Origin of the sequence: Flavobacterium sp. LM4, assembly GCF_002017935.1 — a bacterium.
GTDB classification, from domain to species: domain Bacteria; phylum Bacteroidota; class Bacteroidia; order Flavobacteriales; family Flavobacteriaceae; genus Flavobacterium; species Flavobacterium chungangense.
Window position 1 is genome coordinate 2227830 of sequence record NZ_MUFW01000001.1, and the last position, 22095, is coordinate 2249924.

Annotated in this window: 17 protein-coding genes and 1 pseudogene; 3 read left to right on the plus strand and 15 right to left on the minus strand. The window is 34.0% G+C overall.

Annotated elements, in window-relative coordinates; genetic code table 11:
* Positions 1-224 precede the first annotated feature (224 nt).
* The 6 genes from BXU10_RS09955 to porU all read right to left on the minus strand — a co-directional run bounded on the left by BXU10_RS09955 (position 225) and on the right by porU (position 10436).
* A complete protein-coding gene (locus tag BXU10_RS09955; RefSeq protein ID WP_078227197.1) occupies positions 225-2072 on the minus strand; it encodes a hydrolase/aminopeptidase in 1848 nt (615 codons plus the stop codon).
* Positions 2073-2165: 93 nt separating this feature from the next.
* Positions 2166-3803, minus strand: coding sequence for a pyruvate dehydrogenase complex dihydrolipoamide acetyltransferase (locus BXU10_RS09960; protein ID WP_078227198.1), 1638 nt, complete (start codon positions 3801-3803; stop codon positions 2166-2168).
* Between the two features lie 8 nt (positions 3804-3811).
* Complete coding sequence (gene pdhA, locus BXU10_RS09965) at positions 3812-4810, minus strand: pyruvate dehydrogenase (acetyl-transferring) E1 component subunit alpha (RefSeq protein WP_078227962.1); 999 nt, start codon at positions 4808-4810, stop codon at positions 3812-3814.
* Between the two features lie 170 nt (positions 4811-4980).
* Complete coding sequence (gene cdd, locus BXU10_RS09970) at positions 4981-5463, minus strand: cytidine deaminase (RefSeq protein ID WP_078227199.1); 483 nt, start codon at positions 5461-5463, stop codon at positions 4981-4983.
* 76 nt (positions 5464-5539) lie between these two features.
* Positions 5540-6733, minus strand: a complete 1194-nt coding sequence (porV, locus tag BXU10_RS09975; RefSeq protein ID WP_078227200.1) for a type IX secretion system outer membrane channel protein PorV — start codon at positions 6731-6733, stop codon at positions 5540-5542.
* 49 nt (positions 6734-6782) lie between these two features.
* Positions 6783-10436 carry a type IX secretion system sortase PorU gene (gene porU, locus BXU10_RS09980; protein WP_223255416.1) on the minus strand — a complete coding sequence of 1218 codons (3654 nt, stop codon included), beginning with the start codon at positions 10434-10436 and terminating at the stop codon, positions 6783-6785.
* A gap of 400 nt (positions 10437-10836) precedes the next feature.
* On the opposite strand from porU, the gene gldJ reads away from it, so the two are divergent.
* The gene (gene gldJ / locus BXU10_RS09985) at positions 10837-12522 is read left to right on the plus strand and encodes a gliding motility lipoprotein GldJ (protein ID WP_031454364.1); all 1686 of its coding nucleotides are present in this window, start codon (positions 10837-10839) and stop codon (positions 12520-12522) included.
* Positions 12523-12637: 115 nt separating this feature from the next.
* Positions 12638-13924: a UDP-N-acetylmuramoyl-tripeptide--D-alanyl-D-alanine ligase gene (gene murF, locus BXU10_RS09990; protein ID WP_078227201.1), complete on the plus strand. Its 1287-nt coding sequence runs from the start codon at positions 12638-12640 to the stop codon at positions 13922-13924.
* Positions 13925-14099: 175 nt separating this feature from the next.
* Here the strand turns inward: murF and BXU10_RS09995 are convergent, their stop codons facing one another.
* The 7 genes and pseudogenes from BXU10_RS09995 to ahcY all read right to left on the minus strand — a co-directional run bounded on the left by BXU10_RS09995 (position 14100) and on the right by ahcY (position 20289).
* Complete coding sequence (locus tag BXU10_RS09995; RefSeq protein ID WP_223255461.1) at positions 14100-14708, minus strand: alpha-ketoglutarate-dependent dioxygenase AlkB; 609 nt, start codon at positions 14706-14708, stop codon at positions 14100-14102.
* 39 nt (positions 14709-14747) lie between these two features.
* Positions 14748-14939 (minus strand): annotated as a pseudogene (locus BXU10_RS25240) (Ada metal-binding domain-containing protein); the annotation flags it as partial.
* 75 nt (positions 14940-15014) lie between these two features.
* The gene (locus BXU10_RS10000) at positions 15015-15728 is read right to left on the minus strand and encodes a 2OG-Fe(II) oxygenase (RefSeq protein WP_078227203.1); all 714 of its coding nucleotides are present in this window, start codon (positions 15726-15728) and stop codon (positions 15015-15017) included.
* 144 nt (positions 15729-15872) lie between these two features.
* Entirely contained in the window at positions 15873-16715 is an 843-nt protein-coding gene (locus BXU10_RS10005) for a methylated-DNA--[protein]-cysteine S-methyltransferase (protein ID WP_078227204.1), read from the minus strand.
* Between the two features lie 265 nt (positions 16716-16980).
* Positions 16981-18060: a WG repeat-containing protein gene (locus BXU10_RS10010; protein WP_078227205.1), complete on the minus strand. Its 1080-nt coding sequence runs from the start codon at positions 18058-18060 to the stop codon at positions 16981-16983.
* A gap of 301 nt (positions 18061-18361) precedes the next feature.
* Positions 18362-18835: a hypothetical protein gene (locus BXU10_RS10015; RefSeq protein WP_078227206.1), complete on the minus strand. Its 474-nt coding sequence runs from the start codon at positions 18833-18835 to the stop codon at positions 18362-18364.
* A 137-nt stretch (positions 18836-18972) separates the two neighbouring features.
* Entirely contained in the window at positions 18973-20289 is a 1317-nt protein-coding gene (ahcY, locus tag BXU10_RS10020; RefSeq protein WP_078227207.1) for an adenosylhomocysteinase, read from the minus strand.
* A gap of 277 nt (positions 20290-20566) precedes the next feature.
* Between ahcY and BXU10_RS10025 the strand changes: the two genes are divergently transcribed.
* Complete coding sequence (locus tag BXU10_RS10025) at positions 20567-21217, plus strand: 4'-phosphopantetheinyl transferase superfamily protein (RefSeq protein WP_078227208.1); 651 nt, start codon at positions 20567-20569, stop codon at positions 21215-21217.
* A 185-nt stretch (positions 21218-21402) separates the two neighbouring features.
* On the opposite strand, the gene BXU10_RS10030 is transcribed toward BXU10_RS10025, so the two are convergent.
* Together BXU10_RS10030 and BXU10_RS10035 are read right to left on the minus strand one after the other, a co-directional pair.
* On the minus strand, positions 21403-21795 hold the full coding sequence (locus BXU10_RS10030) for a group III truncated hemoglobin (RefSeq protein WP_078227209.1): 393 nt from the start codon (positions 21793-21795) through the stop codon (positions 21403-21405).
* A complete protein-coding gene (locus tag BXU10_RS10035) occupies positions 21792-22079 on the minus strand; it encodes a hypothetical protein (protein WP_078227210.1) in 288 nt (95 codons plus the stop codon). The genes BXU10_RS10030 and BXU10_RS10035 overlap by 4 nt, the downstream gene beginning before the upstream one ends.
* Positions 22080-22095: the final 16 nt, after the last annotated feature.

Sequence of the window (22095 nt, forward strand, 5' to 3'; positions counted from 1 at the left end):
AACTTTACGTGTAGTAAGCTTTGTCAAAGTTTGTCGTAAAGCTCTTCCGCAATTTTGTCATTTCGAGGAACGAGAAATCTTCGTGAGAAGCTCGACAAAGATTGGATTCTCTTTACGGAGTTACTTGCGAAGATTTCTCGTTACTCGAAATCACAAATATTGCGCTAAAAAAATAGGTTGCCCTCAAAAGAACAACCTATTATAAAATTATATTCATGAAAAGTTTATTTCAAAACATCTTCAACCGCCTGAATAGTTGTAGCATGATAACCAGATTTTGCTTTCTCAAAAACTTCTTTTGCCCAAACTTTTCCTTCCGGAGTTTTAACCATTTCTTTGTAAAGCATCATTACAGATCCGGTTCTGCTGATTCCAATTAAAAATTGTTCAATTGCAGGATTTGCAGCTTTATATTGATGGCGAATTGCCTGAACGAACCATTGACGCTTGATAATGAAATTTCCGCCTTTTGTAAAGTTGAATTCTTTATCAATGGCTTCCATTTCTTTTGCTGTAATGTCAGCCGGAAGATGATCTATAAAGTGTTGTTTTTCTGCAGTTGTCGTGATTTTTTTGCTCAAACCTGTAACGCCAGTTTCTCTCCAGCTTTTTTGGATTTTATCGATTGCATCAAAATCGGAAGAGCTTACAGGAACAATGTTTGATGGGATACCAGGTTTATAAATCCAGTCTTCCAGTTTGATTTTATCTGCTAAAGCTTTGTCTCCTTTGATAAGATTTTCGTTAATATATTTAACGAAATCCTCTGTTGTAATGGATTTGAATCCATGAGCATCGAAATAGTTTTTGATAAACGGATCGAATTTTTCACGTCCCACAGCATTTTCAATAACTCTTAAAAAAGCATATCCTTTCACGTAAGGAATCATGCTTATACCATCATCAGGATTTCTTCCGGTCAGACTAACTTTTAATCTTGTGTCCGGACTTGTATCGCCATATTCTGCGACATTATCAGTTAATTCTTTGTTGGTGATAACGTTTTGCATTTCAAATTCTTTCTTCCCGAAAATAGCCTCTCCAATGCGGTGTTCTACATAAGTGGTAAAACCTTCGTTTAGCCAAATATCATCCCAGGTTGCGTTGGTGACTAAATTTCCGCTCCAGCTGTGGCCTAATTCATGTGCTAATAAACTTGTTAGTGAACGATCTCCTGCAATTACGCCAGGAGTTAAAAAAGTTAAGTTCGGATTTTCCATTCCGCCATACGGGAAACTTGGAGGCAAGACCAAAACATCATAACGTCCCCAGCGATATGGGCCATATAGTTTTTCGGCAGCGACAACCATTTTTCCGAGTTCAGCAAATTCCCAAGCTGATTTTTTAAGCATTGATGGTTCTGCGTAAACTCCGGTTCTGTTGTCGATCGATTGAAATTCAATATCTCCAACAGCAATTGCCATTAAATAAGACGGAATTGCTTTGTCTTGTTTAAAAGTATAGACCCCCGTATCATTTTTCTTCTGCGGATTTAAAGCACTCATAACGGCTAATAAATCTTTAGGTACCGTAACTTTAGCATTATAAGTAAAACGAATTCCTGGCGAATCCTGACAAGGAATCCAAGTGCGAGACCAAACACTTTCTCCCTGAGAGAATAAAAAAGGTTTCTTTTTATCTGCAGTTTGTTCTGGTTTCAGCCATTGTAAAGCTACAGCGTCTTTAGTTGTGCTGTAGTAAATATTTACTTTGGTTGTATTGGGTTCAATTGTAATATGAAGCGGTTTTCCATGAAACTCTTCTTCTTTTCCAAGTTCAAATTTGGTTTCTTTTTCATCATCACCCAGAGTTACTTTTGTAATATTTAAAGTGTTTTCGTCAAAAATGATTTCATTTCCTTTGCTAATGTTGTCAATTAACCAGGAAGCTTTTCCTGAAATAGTTTGTGTGTCAAAATCAACTTTAATGTCAAGATCAAGATGTTTGACAACAGCAAGTTCTGGTTTAGAATAACTGTGTTCATCGGCAACAACTGTTGTTTTTTCGGTTTGCTCTTTTTTTTGACAGGCAATAGTTGTCAGAAATAAGGCTAAAAGAATTAGTTTTTTCATATTGTGAAGAATTGAATTTTGAGGATGAAAATTAAACAAAAAATCCCGTTTTGAATCAACAAAACGGGATTTAAATATAAAATTAACAAAGAATTAGGCCAACATTGTAACCGGGCTTTCGATGTATTGTTTTAATGTTTGTAAGAACTGAGCTCCGGTAGCACCGTCAATTGTTCTGTGGTCACAAGCTAATGATAACATCATTGTGTTTCCAACTACAATCTGACCATTTTTAACTACTGGTTTCTCAACAATTGCACCTACAGAAAGAATTGCAGAGTTTGGCTGGTTGATAATTGAATTAAATTCAGTGATACCAAACATTCCAAGGTTAGATACTGTAAAAGTACTTCCTTCCATTTCCTGAGGCCCTAATTTTTTGTTTTTAGCTCTTCCGGCAAGATCTCTAACAGAAGCACCAATTTGAGATAAACTCATAGCATCTGTAAATCGCAATACAGGAACAACTAAACCATCTTCAACAGCAACAGCAACGCCAATATTAACATGGTGATTGATGATGATCGCATCTTCTTTCCATTGAGAATTGATTTTTGGATGTTTTTTCAAAGCTAAAGCACAAGCTTTGATTACCATATCGTTAAAAGATACTTTTGTATCAGGAACTGTATTGATTGTTGCTCTTGCACCCATTGCTTCGTCCATACTTACCTCAATCACTAAATTGTAGTGAGGGGCAGTAAATAATGATTCTGCCAAACGTTTTGCGATAATTTTACGCATTTGAGAGTTTTTGATCTCTTCTGTGTAAACTTCTCCCGCAGGAACAAATACTTTTGGAGCAGCAGGAGCAGAAGCTTCTTGTTTTGCAGCTGGTGCAGAAGTAGCTTGTTTTTGTGCAGATGGAGTAAAGTTTTCGATGTCGCTTTTTACGATACGCCCATTTTCTCCGGAACCTTTAACTTGTGATAATTGAATTCCTTTGTCAGAAGCAATTTTCTTAGCCAATGGCGAAGCAATAACTCTTCCGTTTGAAGTTTCTGCAACAGCTTCCTTAGCTTTTTCAGCAACAGGAGCAGCTTTTGTTTCCTCTGTAGCAGGAGCATTTGCAGGTGCAGCACCTCCGGCAGTAAAACCTTCAGCAATTCCTGAAATGTCAGTTCCAGCTGGCCCAATGATAGCTAATAAGCTGTCAACAGGAGCTGTATTTCCTTCCTGAATTCCGATGTATAATAATGTTCCGGCATTGAAAGACTCAAACTCCATAGTAGCTTTGTCAGTTTCAATTTCTGCTAAAATATCACCTTCGGCAACAGCATCACCTACTTTTTTCAACCAGGTTGCAACTGTTCCTTCAGTCATAGTATCGCTTAAACGTGGCATAGTTACTACTACAACACCTTTTGGCAATTCAGCTGCGGCTTTTGCAGGAGCAGCTTCAGTTTTTGTTTCAGCAGCTGGTGCAGCGTCCACTTTTGGAGCTTCGGCAGCAGGAGCATCACCACCAGCTAAAAGAGCAGAAATATCTTCTCCTTCATTACCGATGATTGCTAATAATGAATCAACCGGAGCAGTTTCTCCAGCTTGTATTCCAATATGTAAAAGAGTTCCTTCGTTAAAAGATTCGAACTCCATTGTTGCTTTGTCTGTTTCAATTTCAGCAAGGATGTCTCCTTCGCTAACTTTGTCGCCTACTTTTTTTAACCAAGTCGCTACCGTTCCTTCCGTCATAGTATCGCTCAAACGAGGCATTGTTACTTTTATAGCCATAATATATGTTATAGTTTATGAGGTGTAAATGGATAGTCTTCTTGTGCGTATACTACATCGTATAATTGTTGCAATTCAGGATATGGAGATTCTTCAGCGAATTTCACACATTCTTCAACCAAATCTTTTACTCTTTGGTCAATTACTTCAATTTCTTCCTCGGTAGCATATTTTTGATCCATAATTACATCAAGAACCTGAGTAATTGGGTCAATTTTTCTATATTCTTCCACTTCTTCTTTAGATCGGTATAATTGTGCGTCAGACATTGAGTGTCCTCTGTAACGGTACGTTTTCATTTCAAGGAAAGTTGGTCCGTCTCCACGGCGTGCTCTTTCGATTGCTTCTGTCATTGCTTCAGCAACTTTCACAGGATTCATTCCGTCAACTGGTCCGCAAGGCATTTCGTATCCTAAACCAAGTTTCCAGATATCAGTGTGGTTTGCAGTTCTTTCGACAGAAGTTCCCATTGCATAACCATTGTTTTCAACGATAAATACAACTGGTAATTTCCATAACATAGCCATGTTGAAAGCTTCGTGTAATGAACCTTGTCTTGCGGCTCCGTCACCAAAGTAAGTCATGGTTACACCGCCTGTTTCAAAATATTTATCAGCAAAAGCTAAACCAGCTCCTACAGGAATTTGTCCACCTACGATTCCGTGACCTCCGTAAAAACGGTGTTCTTTTGAGAAAATGTGCATAGAACCTCCCATACCTTTAGAAGTTCCGGTTGCTTTTCCTAAAAGTTCAGCCATAACTCGTCTTGGATCAACTCCCATGCCTATTGGCTGAACGTGATTTCTGTATGCAGTAATCATTTTGTCTTTAGTCAAATCCATAGCATGTAAAGCTCCCGCCAATACTGCTTCCTGACCATTGTAGAGGTGAAGAAATCCTCTGACTTTTTGTTGGATGTATAATGCTGCAAGTTTGTCTTCAAACTTTCTCCAAAGTAGCATGTCTTCATACCACTTTAAGTAAACCTCTTTTGTAACTTCTTTCATCTGAATTCTTTCTTTTGCTAAAGTTGTTTTTTGTGTTATCAATTGTTAACCTATAACGCAAAAATAGTTTCCTCCCACAAATTTGCGCCCGAATGGTCGGGATGCAAAAATAAGACATTAGATTTAAGAACTAAAATTTAAAAGGTACTTTTTGGCTTTTTTTGTTTTTTTTATAAAAACTTTTTGTCAAACATGAAAGGAAGGAGATTTTTGAGGGATGCTGACTGATAAATTGTACCTATTTCTCCCATAAAATAGATTTCTATAGGGGTATCCTGTTTGATTTCATATTCTGCGATTGATTGTCTGCATGAACCGCATGGGGGTATAGGAGCTTGTGTTTGGTTTGTATCTGAAGCTGCCGTAATGGCCATTTTTAAAATTTTAGCTTCCGGATAAACGCTTCCCGCATGAAAAATAGCGACACGTTCTGCACATAAACCTGATGGATAGGCTGCATTTTCCTGATTTGATCCTAAAACAATTTCGCCATTATCCAATAATAATGCAGCGCCAACTCTAAATTTGGAGTAAGGTGCATACGCTTTTTTGCGAATGGCTACAGCCTGATTCATTAAATTTTGAATATCATTTGGTAATTCTTCTAAGGTGTCAAAAACTAAAAATGATGATGTTATGCTGATTTCTTTCATTTTTTTTTAAGGGAAAAAAAATCCAAACTTCTATTTCTAGGAATTTGGATCTGTTATTTTTTATTTTCTTATTTAATTAATACTCTTCGTATTTTTCACCAAAATTAAAGGTTAATGAGAAGCGAAGTGTGTTTTCTAACGGATTTTTAACTTTCGAAGCAGAGAATAAGTACGAAACATCCACTTTTACGACATTGTATTTGAATCCGGCGCCTAATGAGAAAAATTGTACAGCACCTTTTTCAGGACTTTGGTGATAATATCCGGCACGCATCGAAAATGAATCCTGATAAGTATATTCTCCGGCTAAACTATAGGTGATTTCTTTTACTTCTTCACTGAAACCATCCGGGGCATCGCTAAAAGACTTGAAGATTCCGGGTACCCAGCCTATAGAATTATAATCATTGTTGGCTTTTTGAACTCCATCTTCACCTGAATCACTTGTGTCGCCATCATTATTTAAATCAGTAGGAACGGGTATTTGAGAAGTAGGAACCAATAATTTTGTAAATTCAACACTTACGGCTACTTTGTTGTAATCATCTAATATAAAATCAAAACCACCACCTAATCTTAAATTTGCTGGTAAAAAGTTAGATCCTGCTCCGTTGGTTTCTTCGCTCAAATCATAATTAATTTTTGGTCCAAGATTCTGAAAATTAAAACCTGCTCTCCATCTTCCGTTAAAATCTCTATAGGCAAATTCTTCTGATTGGTAAAATCCGGCAACATCAAAGGCAAATGATTTTGCTGCAGACAAGCTTTGTCCTCCAGTTGTAATTCCTAAATTTGAATTAATAAATCTGGCGCCAACTGCCATAGAGAACATTTCACTTAGTTTTAAGGAGTACGATCCATCAATAGCATATTCTGAAGGTTTAACGGTATTTATATTTGTACCATCATCTGTTAAATCAATATCACCAATACTAAAATAACGTATACTTCCGGCAAAAGCACTTCGTTCGTTAATTTTGTTGTAATAGGTTAACTGGCTTAGTGAAATGCCATTAACTAAATCAGTTAAATAAGGAGTGTAGCTGACAGATAATCCTTGTTTGTCAATCGAAAAAGCATATTTTGCAGGATTCCATTGTTGAGAGAATACATCTGCAGATGTTGCAACTCCCTGGTCTCCAAGACCGGCAGCTCTTGCGTCTGCTGCAACTTGTAAAAAAGGAACTCCTGTTGTAATTGTTCTGGTTTGTGCGTTGGCAAACGATATAATAATAAAATAAAATAATAATAAAGGGGATATTTTTTTCATTTATATTAAGTAAGGTGTTAGTTTATGTTGTTGGTTGTGCAAATATATATTATAGAATAACAAGTTTTTCATACTTTTCTGCTTTTTTATTTGTTAAACTGGATTTAACGGTGAGCTTATAAATATAAACTCCTTTTCCAATTTTATCTCCAAAATCGTCTTTTCCGTCCCAGGTAATTTCTCTCGATAAAAAACCTTCAGTAGTTATAATTTGATTTTTTGTCCAGACTACTTTTCCTGTTATAGTCATTACCTGTACCTGAACATCTAAAGGCTCATAAGGTTTGTTGTGAGAAAACCAAAATTGAGTATAGGTAGAAAACGGATTTGGATAATTAAGAACGTGAGTCAATGTAAGTGATTCGTCACCAACGACTATAAATTGTATTTCACTTGTTACCGGATTGTTGTAAACATCCCATGCGGTAAAACTGATAGTGTGTATTCCAGCACTTAAATTACGTAATGGGAAACGTAAGTTTCCATTAGTGTAATCATCTAATTTTGTTTGATAATAATCATTCAGAATATAAGGATTACTAACATCTCCATCTAAAATAGCAATAATATCATGCCCAATTCCACTTGCTGTATTGATTCCGTTTTCGTCTTCAAGAAGCGCTAAAAGGAAAGGGGAGTTATTTGTAATTCCTCCAGACACAAAAGTTTCATCGTTCATATATAACTGAACTTTTGGACTAATATTGTCCTGAGGAGCATTTTCGTTAATTCCTCCAATTTTTATAACGTCATTATAGCCTGATTGGTTTTCTAAAACATCGCTTTTTTTTGAATAAAAGCTAATTCTGCCATTATTAACAGGGATTCTTATGTCTCTTGGAACTACAAAACTAAATTCAAACTGCCCGTTTATAACAGAAGCATTTCCTCTAAAAATAGTTTCGCCCTGGGTTTTAAACTGTATTGGAGGGCTGGAACCATTATTATTTAATGTGGTGTTTGTAATTAATTTGTCAAAAATAGCAGTCGAAAGTTCTCCATTATAGTTGCTTAGAATATTGTTATTTTCATCAGTAATTTCACCTGATATTTTAATTTTTGCTAAAGATTTAAAATCTTCAATAGCTCCGGAAACGGCTATGTCATTTACTTTTGTTAAGTTAATTTTGGGCTTAGGAATGGCTAGCATTATTGCAGGATCTCCTAAGTACAAAACAACATTACTCGAAGTACTTGGGCTTTCATTTTTCGAAACTCGAAGTGCCTCGGCGATAGATGTGTATTGATTAGCTCCGTAAGACAAGAGGTTTTTTGCTAAGATGTCGTTAAAATTTTCGGCATTGTATTGTAAGATTGAGCGGATAGTTGTTACTAATGCAATTGCACCACCTTTTGGATTCCAAAAAGTATACTCTCCAGCTGTTGGATGTGTTGGGTCATCAAAGCGTGAGAACTCACAGGTAATAGTTATAAATAAAGGATATTTGTATTGATTGCTTAAATTTTGACTATCTGATTTTTCCCAAATTCTTTCACTAGATAGCCCGTCTTCTCCACCATGACCTAAATAGTTAAAAACCAATGCGCCTTTTTCAAAAGCATTAAAAAAATCTGATCTTGCTTTTGGATACCTTGAACCTCCTGCGGATGCTTCTTCTGTATAGGAGTCCAGAAAAACTTTGTCAATATTGAAAAAAGGTTTCTCGACAGCAATTTTATCTGCTAAAGTGTTTTGACGTGATTGTAATGTAGCATCCGAAGCTTTGTCAGAATCATCACTAATTAAAACAAAATTATTTCGCCAGTTCCCATATGACTTGGCATTGTGGTATTCTAAAACTTTATTAACCATTTCCTCAGCCTGGGTGTTGTTGGAGACAAGCATTCTTCCTACTGCAATATCAATTCCAAATGCGTAGCTGGTTATATTTCCTTCGCTGTCATCCATTAGTCCATAAAAATCATCAGATGCAAATGAACGTTCTGCAACAGTCTCGCTGTTTAGTGCATGATAGATAGGTACAATGTTGTTGTTGTTAGAAATGCGGTTTTTGTAATCGAATGAGGCATCGCCAAATAGATTTATATATCGTACTCTTTTGTCTGTAGATGAAGCGTTTCTGTAAACATATCTTATGCAGTTTCTTATTGCTGCAACGTCTTGTTTCCCTGAAGAAAATTCCTGATAGATATTTTCAAGTGTAACAGTTTTTACATTTAATTTTGAATAAGTTCTATGAAAATTAGCTAATTTTTCAGCTTGTGAAAGCAGAGATTTTGGTGTGATGATTAAATAATCAACATCTTGAAAGTTGTTTTGAGAATTTTTTAAAAGTGTTCCTTTTAAGTTTTGATTTGCAATTTTTGATTGTCCTTCTCTTGAAGGAGTATAATAATCTGCCGGATCAATTGCTATATATTTTCGAATTTCGCCTAAATAAGCTTTGAAGCTTAAATTGTTCAAATTACTGTTTTCAATTTTCGATACATTATATAGGTCTGTAATATCCCAAATTTGTGAAATGCTTGAAGTGTTCGAAACATTATAATTTACAATGCCGGTTGTTGAGCCTGCCAGATCATATTGAAATTGGAATTGTTTGCCATAACCTGTTAATTTCCTTTTTGCTGTTAAATTAATATAATCAAGGTATCCTTTAGAGCCCGGTACTCCATTATTATTATAGGTGAGTTTTATTTTTACATTTTCAGATCCGGTAAAGCTTGTGTTTCCGGGTAGATTTCCAGGGTCAAATTTCGATTCAGAGCCTGAGTTAAGTGAACTGAAGGATATGTTTCCAATGCTTTGACCGTTTGCAGAAATATCAAAAGAAGTATTTGTAAATGCGGCAGAAGCTGTCAAAACCTCTATTTTCACAGGGGTCAAAGTTTCAATATTTGGAAAATTAAATTCAAACTCCTGTTCCTGATTAATTTCGAAAGATTCGCCAAACCATTGTCGTCCAGTGTTTACAATGTTGATTTTGTCGATTTCGTGAAATTGATGGTCGTCGAAAGTGTTTAATTCTAAAGTACTGTTTCCGGTAGGAAGGATCATATTTGAAATTCTTTTCCCGTCACCTCCCTGTGTGGTAATATAATAATAAGATTTAGTGTCGTATAAGTTAATATTGGTTTGGCTTTCAGTATTCCAGTTGTTAACTCCTTCAGCATAAAAAAGAATGTAATCTTCGTTATTAAAACTGCCGTCGTTTTCGCCTATAACCTGAATTGAATTTTCGATTAAATCTTCAGGATAATAAGTGTTATTAGATAAAGGAAGCATTCTTCCTCCATTTCCATAAATTTTAATTTTTTTAGGATCACTTTTGCCTGCATCAAAACCAAGGCTTTGTAAAAAAGATTTTGAAATTTTATAGACACCTGATTTTTCAATATAAAAACGATACCAGTCGCCAGAGGATAAAAGCGAATTTGAAATACTATTTGATTTTAAAGTTGAAGCAGAGTTGTTACTTTTTGAAGAGTTGCCGGTTATTATTGAATAAGAGAAAGATTTGATTCTTTTAAAACCATTTCCTTCAGATATAATCGGGGATAAAGATATGAAACCTTGTTTTTCATCCCGGGAAGTAGCAATTAGAAGAGTCTCGTTTGGTTGCTTGGGGATGTTTGTTAATGATAAATCGCCTAAATCTGTAACTGAAACAGATTCGTAAACAATGTTGGTGATTTGAACGTCATTGCTGCTTGAATAATCCGAATAATTAGGCTTAAACAATAATGATATGTTTTTTTTTAGTAAGGTCGTATCGAAAATTATTACCCGTAAAGTAAGGTATTGTTGTTTTGAAATCCCCAAAACTCATTTCTTTTTTATTTTGCCAATCTATTGTGAGGCTACCGTTTTTCTGGGAAAACACAAAAAAAGGAGCTAAAAAAAGATATAAAAGTAGGGTTTGTTTCATAGCTAAAGAAAACGAAATTAATTTTTAAATATTTTAGTAAGTAAAAATATAGTATTTAATGTTATAGTAATAATAAAAAGTATATTTTTGCGTTTCGAAACTATAGGTTATTTTCTGGTAAAAAACAGCTAAATAAAATTATTAGAACACATGTTGCTAATTAAATGTTAATTATTATATTGCAGCACCTAAATTTATCACCTAAGAATGAGTATGAAAGTAAACAAAATTGTAGCCTTGCAAGTAATGATGTCAATAGTATTGATGTTGGGCACGGCTAGTTGTAGCAAAAAATCAAGTTCAAGCCGAGCTTCAAGAGCAACAGGTTGGGACGTTGACAGTCAAAATGGAACGGCTGCTAGAAATGCAGGAAAAAAACAACAGGCTGGACCTGGTTTAGTTTTCGTTGAAGGAGGTACATTTACTATGGGTAAAGTACAGGATGATGTTATGCATGATTGGAATAACACCCCAACTCAACAACACGTTCAGTCATTTTACATGGATGAAACAGAAGTAACCAATGGTATGTATTTGGAATACCTTGAGTGGCTGAAAAAAGTTTTTCCACCAACAGAAGAAACCTATAAAAATATTTATGCAGGTGCATCACCAGATACTTTGGTATGGAGAAATCGTTTAGGATACAACGAGACGATGACAAATAATTATCTAAGACATCCTGCATATGCTAACTATCCGGTAGTTGGTGTTAATTGGATTCAGGCAGTTGAATTTAGTAAATGGAGAACTGACCGTGTTAACGAAGCTGTTTTAGAAAAAGAAAGATATATTAAAAGAGGTGCCAAAACACAAGATGTTAGTGCTGAAAGTTTGTTTAATACAGAAGCTTATCTTGCATCTCCATCTACTTCTTATGGAGGAAATGAAGAAATAGTTCTAAAGAAAAGCCCTAATGGAAGAAGACCTAAAAAAGGTAAAGATGGTACTGTAGAAGAACAAAAAAATGTTTATGCACAACGTTCTTCAGGTGTTATTTTGCCAGAATACAGACTTCCTACAGAAGCTGAATGGGAATATGCAGCAGCTGCAGATGTTGGACAAAGAGAATATAATATTTACAAAGGACAAAAGAAATACCCTTGGTCTGGAGATTATACTCGTTCAGCAAAACGTAAAAACAGAGGAGATCAATTGGCCAACTTTAAACAAGGAAATGGTGACTACGGTGGAATCGCCGGATGGTCAGATGATGGTGCAGATATTACAAATAATGTAAAAAGTTATCCTGCAAATGATTTCGGTTTATATGATATGGCTGGTAACGTAGCAGAATGGGTTGCCGATGTTTACAGACCAATAATCGATAACGAAGCAAATGATTTTAACTACTATAGAGGAAATCAATATGCTAAAAATAAAATTGGTAAAGATGGTAAGTTAGAAATTATCACAAAAGATAATATCAAATACCAAACTTTAAGCAATGGTAAAGTAGTTGCTACAAATTTACCTGGAGAAATAGCTCGTGTTCCTGTTGATGAAAATGAAACTTATTTGAGACAAAATTTCAGCAAAAGTGATAACATCAATTATAGAGATGGTGATAAACAATCTTCAAGATATTATGACTTTGGTGATTCTGAATCAGGTGACAGTACTAAAGTAGCTATGTACAATTCTCCAATACACAATGTTACTACAGATAGTTTAGGTAATATGGTGAGAAAATATGACAATTCAAGTAAAAGAACAACTTTGATAAACGATAACGCAAGAGTTTATAAAGGAGGTTCTTGGAGAGACAGAGCTTACTGGTTAGATCCTGCCCAAAGAAGATACTTTCCTCAGGATATGGCAACTGACTACATCGGATTCAGATGTGCAATGTCTAGAGTAGGTGCTAAAACTGAAAGAAGAAAATCACCAAGGAATTAAATTTTAGAAATTCCAAAATAAAAAAATTCCAAATTCCAAAGCTGCGTTCAGTAAGGAATTTGGAATTTTTTTATTGTTTTTTTCTATTTTTATAATCTAAATAATTGCTTATAAAATGAATATTAAAGAAATTCATAACTTATTTTTAAAATGTAAATCTCTTTCAATTGATACTCGTAAAATTGAAAAAGATTCTATTTTTTTTGCTATCAAAGGAGAAAATTTTGATGCTAATACTTTTGCTAAGGAAGCACTTGAACGTGAGGCTTTGTATGTAATAATTGATAATCCTTCATATATAATTGACGAGAGGACAATTCTGGTAGAAAATAGTTTAGAAACTTTACAGGAGTTAGCAAAATTTCATAGACAATATTTAAAAATTCCTATTGTTGCATTGACAGGAAGTAATGGTAAAACAACGACAAAAGAACTTATAAATGTTGTTTTGGCGCAAAAATATAAGACAAAAGCAACAGTCGGAAACTTAAATAATCATATTGGAGTTCCGTTGACCTTATTATCTTTTACAAGTGAAACTGAGATTGGAATTGTAGAGATGGGAGCTAATCATAAAAAAGAAATTGAGTTTTTATGTTCAATAGCCCAGCCTGATTATGGTTATATTACAAATTTTGGAAAGGCTCACTTAGAAGGTTTTGGAGGTGTTGAAGGTGTGATTGAAGGAAAAAGTGAGATGTATAAATATTTATTTGAAAACGATAAATTGGCTTTTGTTAATTTGGATGATCCTATTCAGGTTGAAAAATCAAAAAAAATCAAATTATTCACATTTGGTCTGCAGAATAATCTTGCTGATATTAACGTTCAGGAGATTCAGGCAAATCCGTTTGTTGAGATTAATTATGATGATTTTTTTGTAAAATCTAATTTGATTGGACTTTATAACGCCAATAATATTAATGCGGCAGTTGCTATCGGAAATCATTTTAAAGTTGACGACAGAGATATTAAAACTGCAATTGAAAATTATACTCCAACCAATAATCGATCCCAGTTATTAAAAAAAGAATCATTTGAAATTATTCTGGATGCCTATAATGCTAACCCGAGTAGTATGGCTGTGGCGATAACTAATTTTTTACAATTAGATAATCAAAATAAAGTGATGATTTTAGGCGACATGTTTGAGCTTGGAAGTGAAAGTCAGCACGAGCATAAAGTTATTGTTGATTCTTTGGAAGGTCAGGATAAATCTGTTTGTTATTTGATTGGAAAATCATTTTATGAAAATCGTATTTCTAAAGAAAATCTTTATTTTTTTGAAACTTTTGAAGATTTTTCCGAATACTTAAGAGATAATAAATTTAAAGTAAAAAGTACCATATTGATTAAAGGATCACGTGGTATGGCGTTAGAAAGAACTTTGGATTTTCTTTAATATAGGGATTAAATTAAGACCTTAAATTAGATTTAAAATTTAAGGTCTGATCGAAAATTAAAAAATTAGTTTTTTTTGTATGAGAATGTTACGAGCAAAAAAGAAGTAAATAAAACGATTTCTTTGTCATTAAGTTTTACTTTTTAATGCATTAATACTAAAATTCAAATTTAAGCTACCCAACAATTGTTCGAAAAGTTAGATTTACCCTTGGTTTTGAAGTAGTTTTTGTTGGAGGAAGACGGTGTAGCCAATGTGTTTGAGTTTCATCTTTCATAACCAATACACTACCATGTTCTAAAATTAAAGAAACCGTTTCTTTGGTTTCTTTATGTTTAAAAGCAAACTTACGTTCTGCTCCAAAGCTTACCGAGCCAATCGCACCGTTTTTCTTTAAATCTTTTTCAGCATCGCTGTGCCATGCCATTCCTTCTTCACCAGAATGATATAAATTCAAGAGGCAGGAATTGAAAGTTTCTCCAGTTTTTTCTTCAATGATTTTCTTTAATTCTAAAAGTTCAGCAGTCCAGGTCAAAGCTTTTTTTGTAGTATTAGAATACGTGTATTCAAATTCCTGATCGCCGTACCAGGCTACTTTTCTTTTAGTCAAAATTAATTTTCCGAAGATAATGGCTTTGTCATTTTTCCATTCAATGCTGTTCAGAAATGTATCACGATAAAAATCAGATTCGGATTTCGAAAACAATTTTCCATAATAATTCACCGTTCCATCTTTCGGAAGCAAATTCGTATTTTCATCTGTCTGGGGATTAAATAAGTCCATTTTCCAGTTTTGATAATTGGTTTTCATACAATGCCCGCATGGTCTGAAACCGTTTTCTTTAGCTTCATTTTCAGATAAAAAGAAAACACGATTCTCACGTTTCATTCTTTTTCCCGAAGAACATTTTAGAGTTCCGTAGATTTTTAATTTTCGGTTTCCACCAAAGCAAATTTCGCCTTTTTTAATTTTATTTCGAAGATCGATATCTGAAATTTTACAATGTCGTATCATTATAGTTTTATAGGTGTTTTTGTCGTAGAGATGTATTGAAGTGTATCTGTACAGGATATATCATAGATTTATGATTTAAGAAAGTGCATCATGAAATATAATGCCTAATGTATATCTTTGACCAGAATGAATCTCACTCACACCATGTTTCATGTTCACACGATAATATCCTTTTGTGCCTTTTACAGGTCTGAAATTAGTAGTAAAAATCAAAATATCTCCCTTTTTAGGTTTTAAAACAATGGCTTTTGATTGTGCTCTCGGTGTTTGCTGCGTCAAAACAAATTCACCACCGGTAAAATCTTCATCAGGTTCATTTAGAAAAAGTACAATTTGCATTGGAAAATAAACATCGCCATATAAATCCTGATGCAAAGTATTGAAACCACTTTTCCCATATTTTAGAATTAAAACGGTTGCTTTTAATTGATTATTGTCATGACATTGTTTTAATAGTTCCTGATGCGTAAGAGGGAAAACGGTATTAATATTCAAAACTTTCATCCAGGAATTAGCAATCGGAGCAAGTTTTGAATAAATCGAAGTTCGAATATTTTGAATCAAATCAGGTAGCGGATAATTGAAATATTTGTACTCTCCCAAACCAAATCGATAGCGTTTCATAACAACCGTTTTTCGATATAAATCTGGGTTTGAATAATTCATTTTTAAAGCTTGGGATTCTTTATTACTCAGAATGTTTGCAAGAATTGCAAAGCCATTTTTGTGCATAGATTCAGTGATGCTTTCCCAGTTTTGAGAAGCAATTTTTGATTGTATATTTGGCATAAAGAAGTTTTTTGGTATTTGAATTTCATTTTATTGTTAAGACACGCTACGGTGTGTCTACGTATAGATTGTCAACAGCAATGATTACGAAACATTCATTATACGCACTACAGTGTGTTTCTAAAATATATGTATATGAATTTATTAAGGGTTTATCTGTGCGCCTTCCCAGCCAATAATAGCTGTTTTTCTGGTATTTCCCCACATATAGCCCCCAAAGATTCCAGAAGATTGAATCACACGGTGGCATGGAATTAAAAAGGCTACAGGATTGCTGCCAATTGCAGTTCCGACAGCACGTGAAGCATTTGGTTTTTCGATTTGCTGGGCAATAGAAATATAAGTAGAAAGCTGTCCCATTGGGATTTTTAGCAGCGTTTCCCAAACTTTTAACTGGAAATCAGTTCCTTTTAAATGCAGTTTGATTTCAGATAACTGGCTCCAGTCGTTTTGAAAAATGAACAATGCATTTTGCTGAATTAGATCTAGTTTTCTATTAAATACAGCATTTGGGAATTTGTGATTTAAATTTTCAAAACCTAATGCTTCACTCTCGGCAAAAGCCATAAAGCAAATACCTTTTTCTGTAGAAGCTACAATAATATTGCCAAACGGACTTTCGGCAAAACTATAATTAATGTTTAGATTTTTTCCGCCATTTTTGTATTCTGCCGGTGTCATTCCTTCAATATTTATAAATAAATCATGTAAACGGCTTGTTCCGGATAGTCCGGTTTCAAAAGCGGTTTCAGAAATGGTTGCCTGATTTTTTTCTAATAACTTTTTGGCGTGTTCGAGACTTGTATACTGCAAAAATTTCTTCGGACTTGTGCCTGCCCATTCGCTAAAAAGTCTCTGAAAGTGAAATGGGCTCAAATTTATTTTCTGAGCAACATCATCAAGATTTGGCTGATCTTTAAAGTTTGTTTTGATATAATCTATAGCTTCGGCAATACGATTATAATTGATGTTTTCCTGTGTGTTCATCTTCTTCAGTTTAGAATACAAATATCGATTGGTTTTACAAGGAATAAAATCCGAAACTTGCTCTGTTTTTAATGAAGTGTTCTAAAGTGTGTATGCAAAGTACGTTGTTTTTTGCCTGCAAAGTAGCAAAGGCTAAAGCTTTTTCGTCAATTTGATGAAGGGAGAGCCTTTGTAAGTAACCCTGCAAATATTAGTGAAAATTTAAGTTTTGCGTCTTTGTAGCTTGAGATGAATGCGCTTGAATATTAAAATTAAAGACTAAAAATCATTTAAGATTATCTTTCGCAGCAGAAACACTTGTTAATTTATATCCATTTTCAGTTCGGAGAAATTCAAAATGATCTTGTCCGTGATCGGTTTTGTTTTTTGGATTAATTACAATGCTTTTGACTGGATATTGCCATTCTTTCGATTCATTGCAATTGTTGAAATATAAAGCGTATTCACTTGATTCAAAAATAAACTGATTGAGTCCGTTGGAAGAGACAAAATAATCTGTCTTTGGATTTTTCAGTTCCTGAAGTTTTAACTTTAAATAAGTATAATTCTGATTTATAAATTTAATTTTTGATTCACTAATCCACCCGTTTGATTCTTTCCAATAGATGATTTTGTCAAAAGAATGTTTTTCTAAATTAGTTTTGGATAAATCTGAAAGTAAAGTGTTCTTGAGCCAATATGTAAATTCTTTTTCATAATTGTTGAAAGAATAATATTGGCCTTCGACACTCAAGAAATATTCTCTTGTTTCATCTTTGCCTTTTTCTTTTGATTTTTCTAAAGAATAGAAATTCAGTTCATCATTATAAGGAAAATTTTCAATCAGAATTTTATTGTTGGTATTAATTAGAAATTCTTTCCCTCCAGTCCAGAAAAAATGCTCACCATCGATTTCTTTTTTAGCATCTTTTAAGGCAGTCAACATTCCGTTTTTAACTTTGGTTAAATTGCTATAATCAGCGGGAATTACAATTTTTCCATCACCGTTATACATTCCCATTTTGTCTGTTTTGGGATCTCTAAAACGAATAAAGCCTTCATTTTCGCAGTCTGGGCTATTGTCAAAAACATATAAACTGTCGAGGCCAACTATTTTTCCAGTTTTGGTTAAATAATAACTTTTCCAACTGTTATTATACTCCTCTGTTACTACAATAATATTTTCAAATTTATGAGCTGTGGTCATTCCCATAAATTTTGGTTTAATTTTAATCGTGCCTTTTTGATCTTTAAAGCCAATATGGGTTGTGTCTTTGTCCCAAAATGCAGTCCAGATGTCCTTGTTTTGTGCAAATGATTTACAATTTATAAACAGGAAAATAATAAAGAAAATAATTTGTTTCATTTAAAAAAAGGATATACAGTAAATATAAGTTGAGCTTTTGAAAATAAAAATATTTGAACGCATAAAATCACTGTAGTAATTAACGACGTTTATTTTTATTAGGAGAAAATTTTACTCCAAAATCCAGAGAAATATTGTGGTCAAATTTAGAATGTTTGTAGGAATTAATATTTAAAAAATTTTGATTGTAGCCATGGATAGTTGCTTGAAATAGAAATATTTTCTGTTTTTTTAGATATCGTAACGCAGAATCCTAAAGATACGGTCATTAAAAGGAGTAATGCTTTTTTTATGTTCAAGTTTAGTATTCTGTTCTTATAAATTTAGCATCTTCCACAGCTTTTTCAAGCTCTTCTGCTCTTTTTGAACTTAACTCCAGTTCAATTTTTGCATTATTTAGTTTGTCTTGAGATTCATTTATTTCTTTTTTACATTTTTCAATGTTTTTTTGGCGATTGGAGTCATTACTATTCTGTGGTGTATTTTCCAGATGCTGTAAATTTTTGATTTTGATTTTTAAATCAGCTTCTATATCCCATACTTTATTGCCTAGTTTTTTTAATTTTCGTTCTTCTTTTGCTAATTTGGCTTCTGCGTTTTCAATGCTATTTCGGGAATAAGGTTTTACGATTTCTACTTTCTGCGGTTTTGGACGATCATACATCCACGGAAACATCTCATTTTGTGTTGGAGGTGTGTATTTTGGCGGATTGAAATTTTGTGCAGTTACAAAAAGTGGCAATAATATTATTAATGTAATTAGGTGTAATCTCATAATTTGGTTTTGTTTTCAAAAAGAAACTTATATTTTGAAATAGACCTACAAAAGTAAAAAACCCTCACATTTCTGCAAGGGTTTTGAGTTATTTTGAAAGCTGTCTAATCACTATTTACTAATGACTATTCACTAATCTAGTATCTGTAATACTCCGGCTTGAACGGGCCTTTAACATCAACACCAATGTAAGCAGCCTGATCGTCACGAAGAACCTCAAGTTCAACGCCTAATTTAGCTAAGTGTAAAGCAGCAACTTTTTCATCTAAATGTTTTGGTAACATATAAACGTCATTGTTGTAAGCAGCACTGTTGTTCCATAATTCGATTTGTGCCAAAGTTTGATTTGTAAATGAGTTACTCATTACAAAACTTGGGTGACCTGTAGCACAACCTAGGTTTACTAAACGACCTTCAGCCAAAATGATGATATCTTTTCCAGCGATAGTATATTTGTCAACCTGAGGTTTGATTTCGATTTTAGATGCACCGTGGTTTTTGTTTAACCATGCCATATCAATTTCGTTATCAAAGTGTCCGATGTTACAAACAACAGTTTTGTCTTTCATTTGCTCGAAGTGCTCTCCAAGAACGATATCTTTGTTTCCTGTAGTGGTAATGATGATATCAGCATTAGCAATTACAGTGTTTAATTTTTTAACTTCATAACCGTCCATTGCAGCTTGTAAAGCACAAATTGGGTCAATTTCAGTAACAGTTACAATAGATCCTGCACCTCTAAAAGAAGCAGCAGTTCCTTTTCCAACGTCACCGTATCCGCAAACGATAACTCTTTTTCCAGCTAACATCAAGTCAGTTGCACGACGAACTGCATCAACTGCCGATTCTTTACAACCGTATTTGTTATCAAATTTAGATTTAGTTACTGAGTCGTTAATGTTGATTGCAGGCATTGGCAGCGTTCCTGCTTTTACTCTTTCGTATAATCTGTGAACACCAGTTGTAGTTTCTTCAGACAATCCTTTGATTCCAGGAACCAATTCTGGGAAACGGTCAATAACCATATTCGTTAAATCTCCGCCATCATCCAAAATCATGTTCAATGGTTTTCTGTCTTCACCAAAGAATAAAGTCTGCTCAATACACCAGTCAAATGATTGCTCATCAAGACCTTTCCATGCATAAACCTGAATTCCCGCAGCAGCAATAGCAGCAGCAGCCTGATCCTGAGTAGAGAAAATGTTACAAGATGACCAGGTAACCTCTGCACCAAGAGCAATTAAAGTTTCGATCAAAACAGCAGTTTGAATCGTCATGTGTAAACATCCGGCGATACGAGCACCTTTAAGAGGTTGTTCGTCTTTGTATTCAGCACGAAGTGCCATTAAACCTGGCATTTCAGCCTCAGCCAGTTCGATTTCTTTTCTTCCCCAGGCAGCCAGAGAAATGTCTTTTACTTTGAAAGCCACATAAGGCGTAGTCGTTGTACTCATTTATAGTATATTTGTAATTGTAAAATTTTTGCAAATTTAAGGAATAGCTTTTTATTTTTACTACTTTCAGTAAGATTTGTGAAATGTTTAATTTGTTAATCTTTAGTGTATTAGTTGATTAATGTTTTTTAGAAGCTAATCCTGCTGTTCACTATATCTTTTATGGCGAACGCCGCCACAAAAGGATGCCGTTCCCATCAGGGCTAGAAAGAACAGGCAGTCAATAAGAAGTTTTGTTTCAAAGAAAATTATTTATAATTCATAATTTTAAAAAAGAATGCCTCTATTTCAGACCATACAATGCAATGAAAACACCCGAATTTTAATTTGGGAAATCACCGAATCTTTTGATGAACTAAAAAGCAAAGTAGTTTTAAAAGAGAAAACGCAGAGGAGACTGGATGGAATGAAATCTCAAATGCATCAGCGCGCTTTTTTGAGCGTTCGAATGTTGATTCAGGAAATGGGTTTTACAGATAAAGATTTGCATTATGATGAATTCGGAAAGCCTTATTTCGATTGTCATAATTATATTTCTATAACACATTCCTATCATTTTGCGGCAATAATTATTAGTCACGAAACGGTTGGAATTGATATGGAGTTACAGCGGGAAAAAATTCAGAGAATTGCAGATAAATTTACCGATTATGAATGGGATTATTTAGATGTCTTGTCTACAGAAGAGTATATGAAAAAACTTACTGTAATCTGGGGAGCCAAAGAAGCAATCTTTAAAATCAGAAATGAAAAAGGAATCAGTTTTAAAGATCATATTTTGGTTGATGATTTTTCTTTAGAGGAATCTCACACTCAGGCAAGTCTTCATTTTGATAATTTGATAAAAGATTTTAACGTTCATTATCAGGAAATAGAATCTGATAATTTTGAGGGTAAGTTTACTTTGGTTTATGCTTTTGAAAAGTGAAAATTCAATATAAAAATCACAAATTCCAATCTTAGTATATTTAAGAATAACCACAATTCTGTCATTTCGACGTAAGGAAAAATCACATGCGGGATTCGACAAAGATTGGAGTCATGCTTTGTGGAGCTTCTAGTGTGATTTCTCCTTACGTCGAAATGACATACTTTGTCTTGAGTTATTTAAGCTTAATTTCCTTTTTTTCGATTTTCAAACATACTCATATACAAAAAAGTGCTCATTTTTCTGGCGCGTCTTTTGAGAGTATCAGCATTTTCGCCTTCAAAATATTCATCAATGGTCTGAAACCAGTGATTTAGCCAGATCCCAAATTCATTAGAGGTAATTCTGCCATCAAAATGAGCATCAACTTCATTATGGACAGTCAGTGGATTTCCATTATATTTTTTTGCTCCAAATAAATTCATCTCCCAGAAATCAGTCAGCTTTTCGAGATGTGCGTCCCAGTCTTTTATTATATCATTAAAATAAAAGCCGATTGCTGAATCGGCTCTTATTTTAGCATAGAACTGATGCACTAAAAGAGTAATGTCATCTCTATCTTCTATTTGTTTTTTCACAGAAAAAGGGTGTTTATTAAAATGAATAATACACTTAAAATTGAACTCAGAATTAAAAGATTAAAAACAACTTTGTGTTTCATTTGAGCCAAAATTGAAGTATTTACAAAGATACAAGCTAAAACAACTATAGCCAATTGAATCATTTGCGGAATTGAAGTTCCGTTAGCCAAAACATACATAGCTGCAGCACCTCCTAAACAGCTTTGTCCAATTACTGCCATTGCAGCAGAACCCATATAGTTTTTATTGAAAATGTCGAATGTTGTTTGATATAGTGTCATGATATTGAGTTTTTTA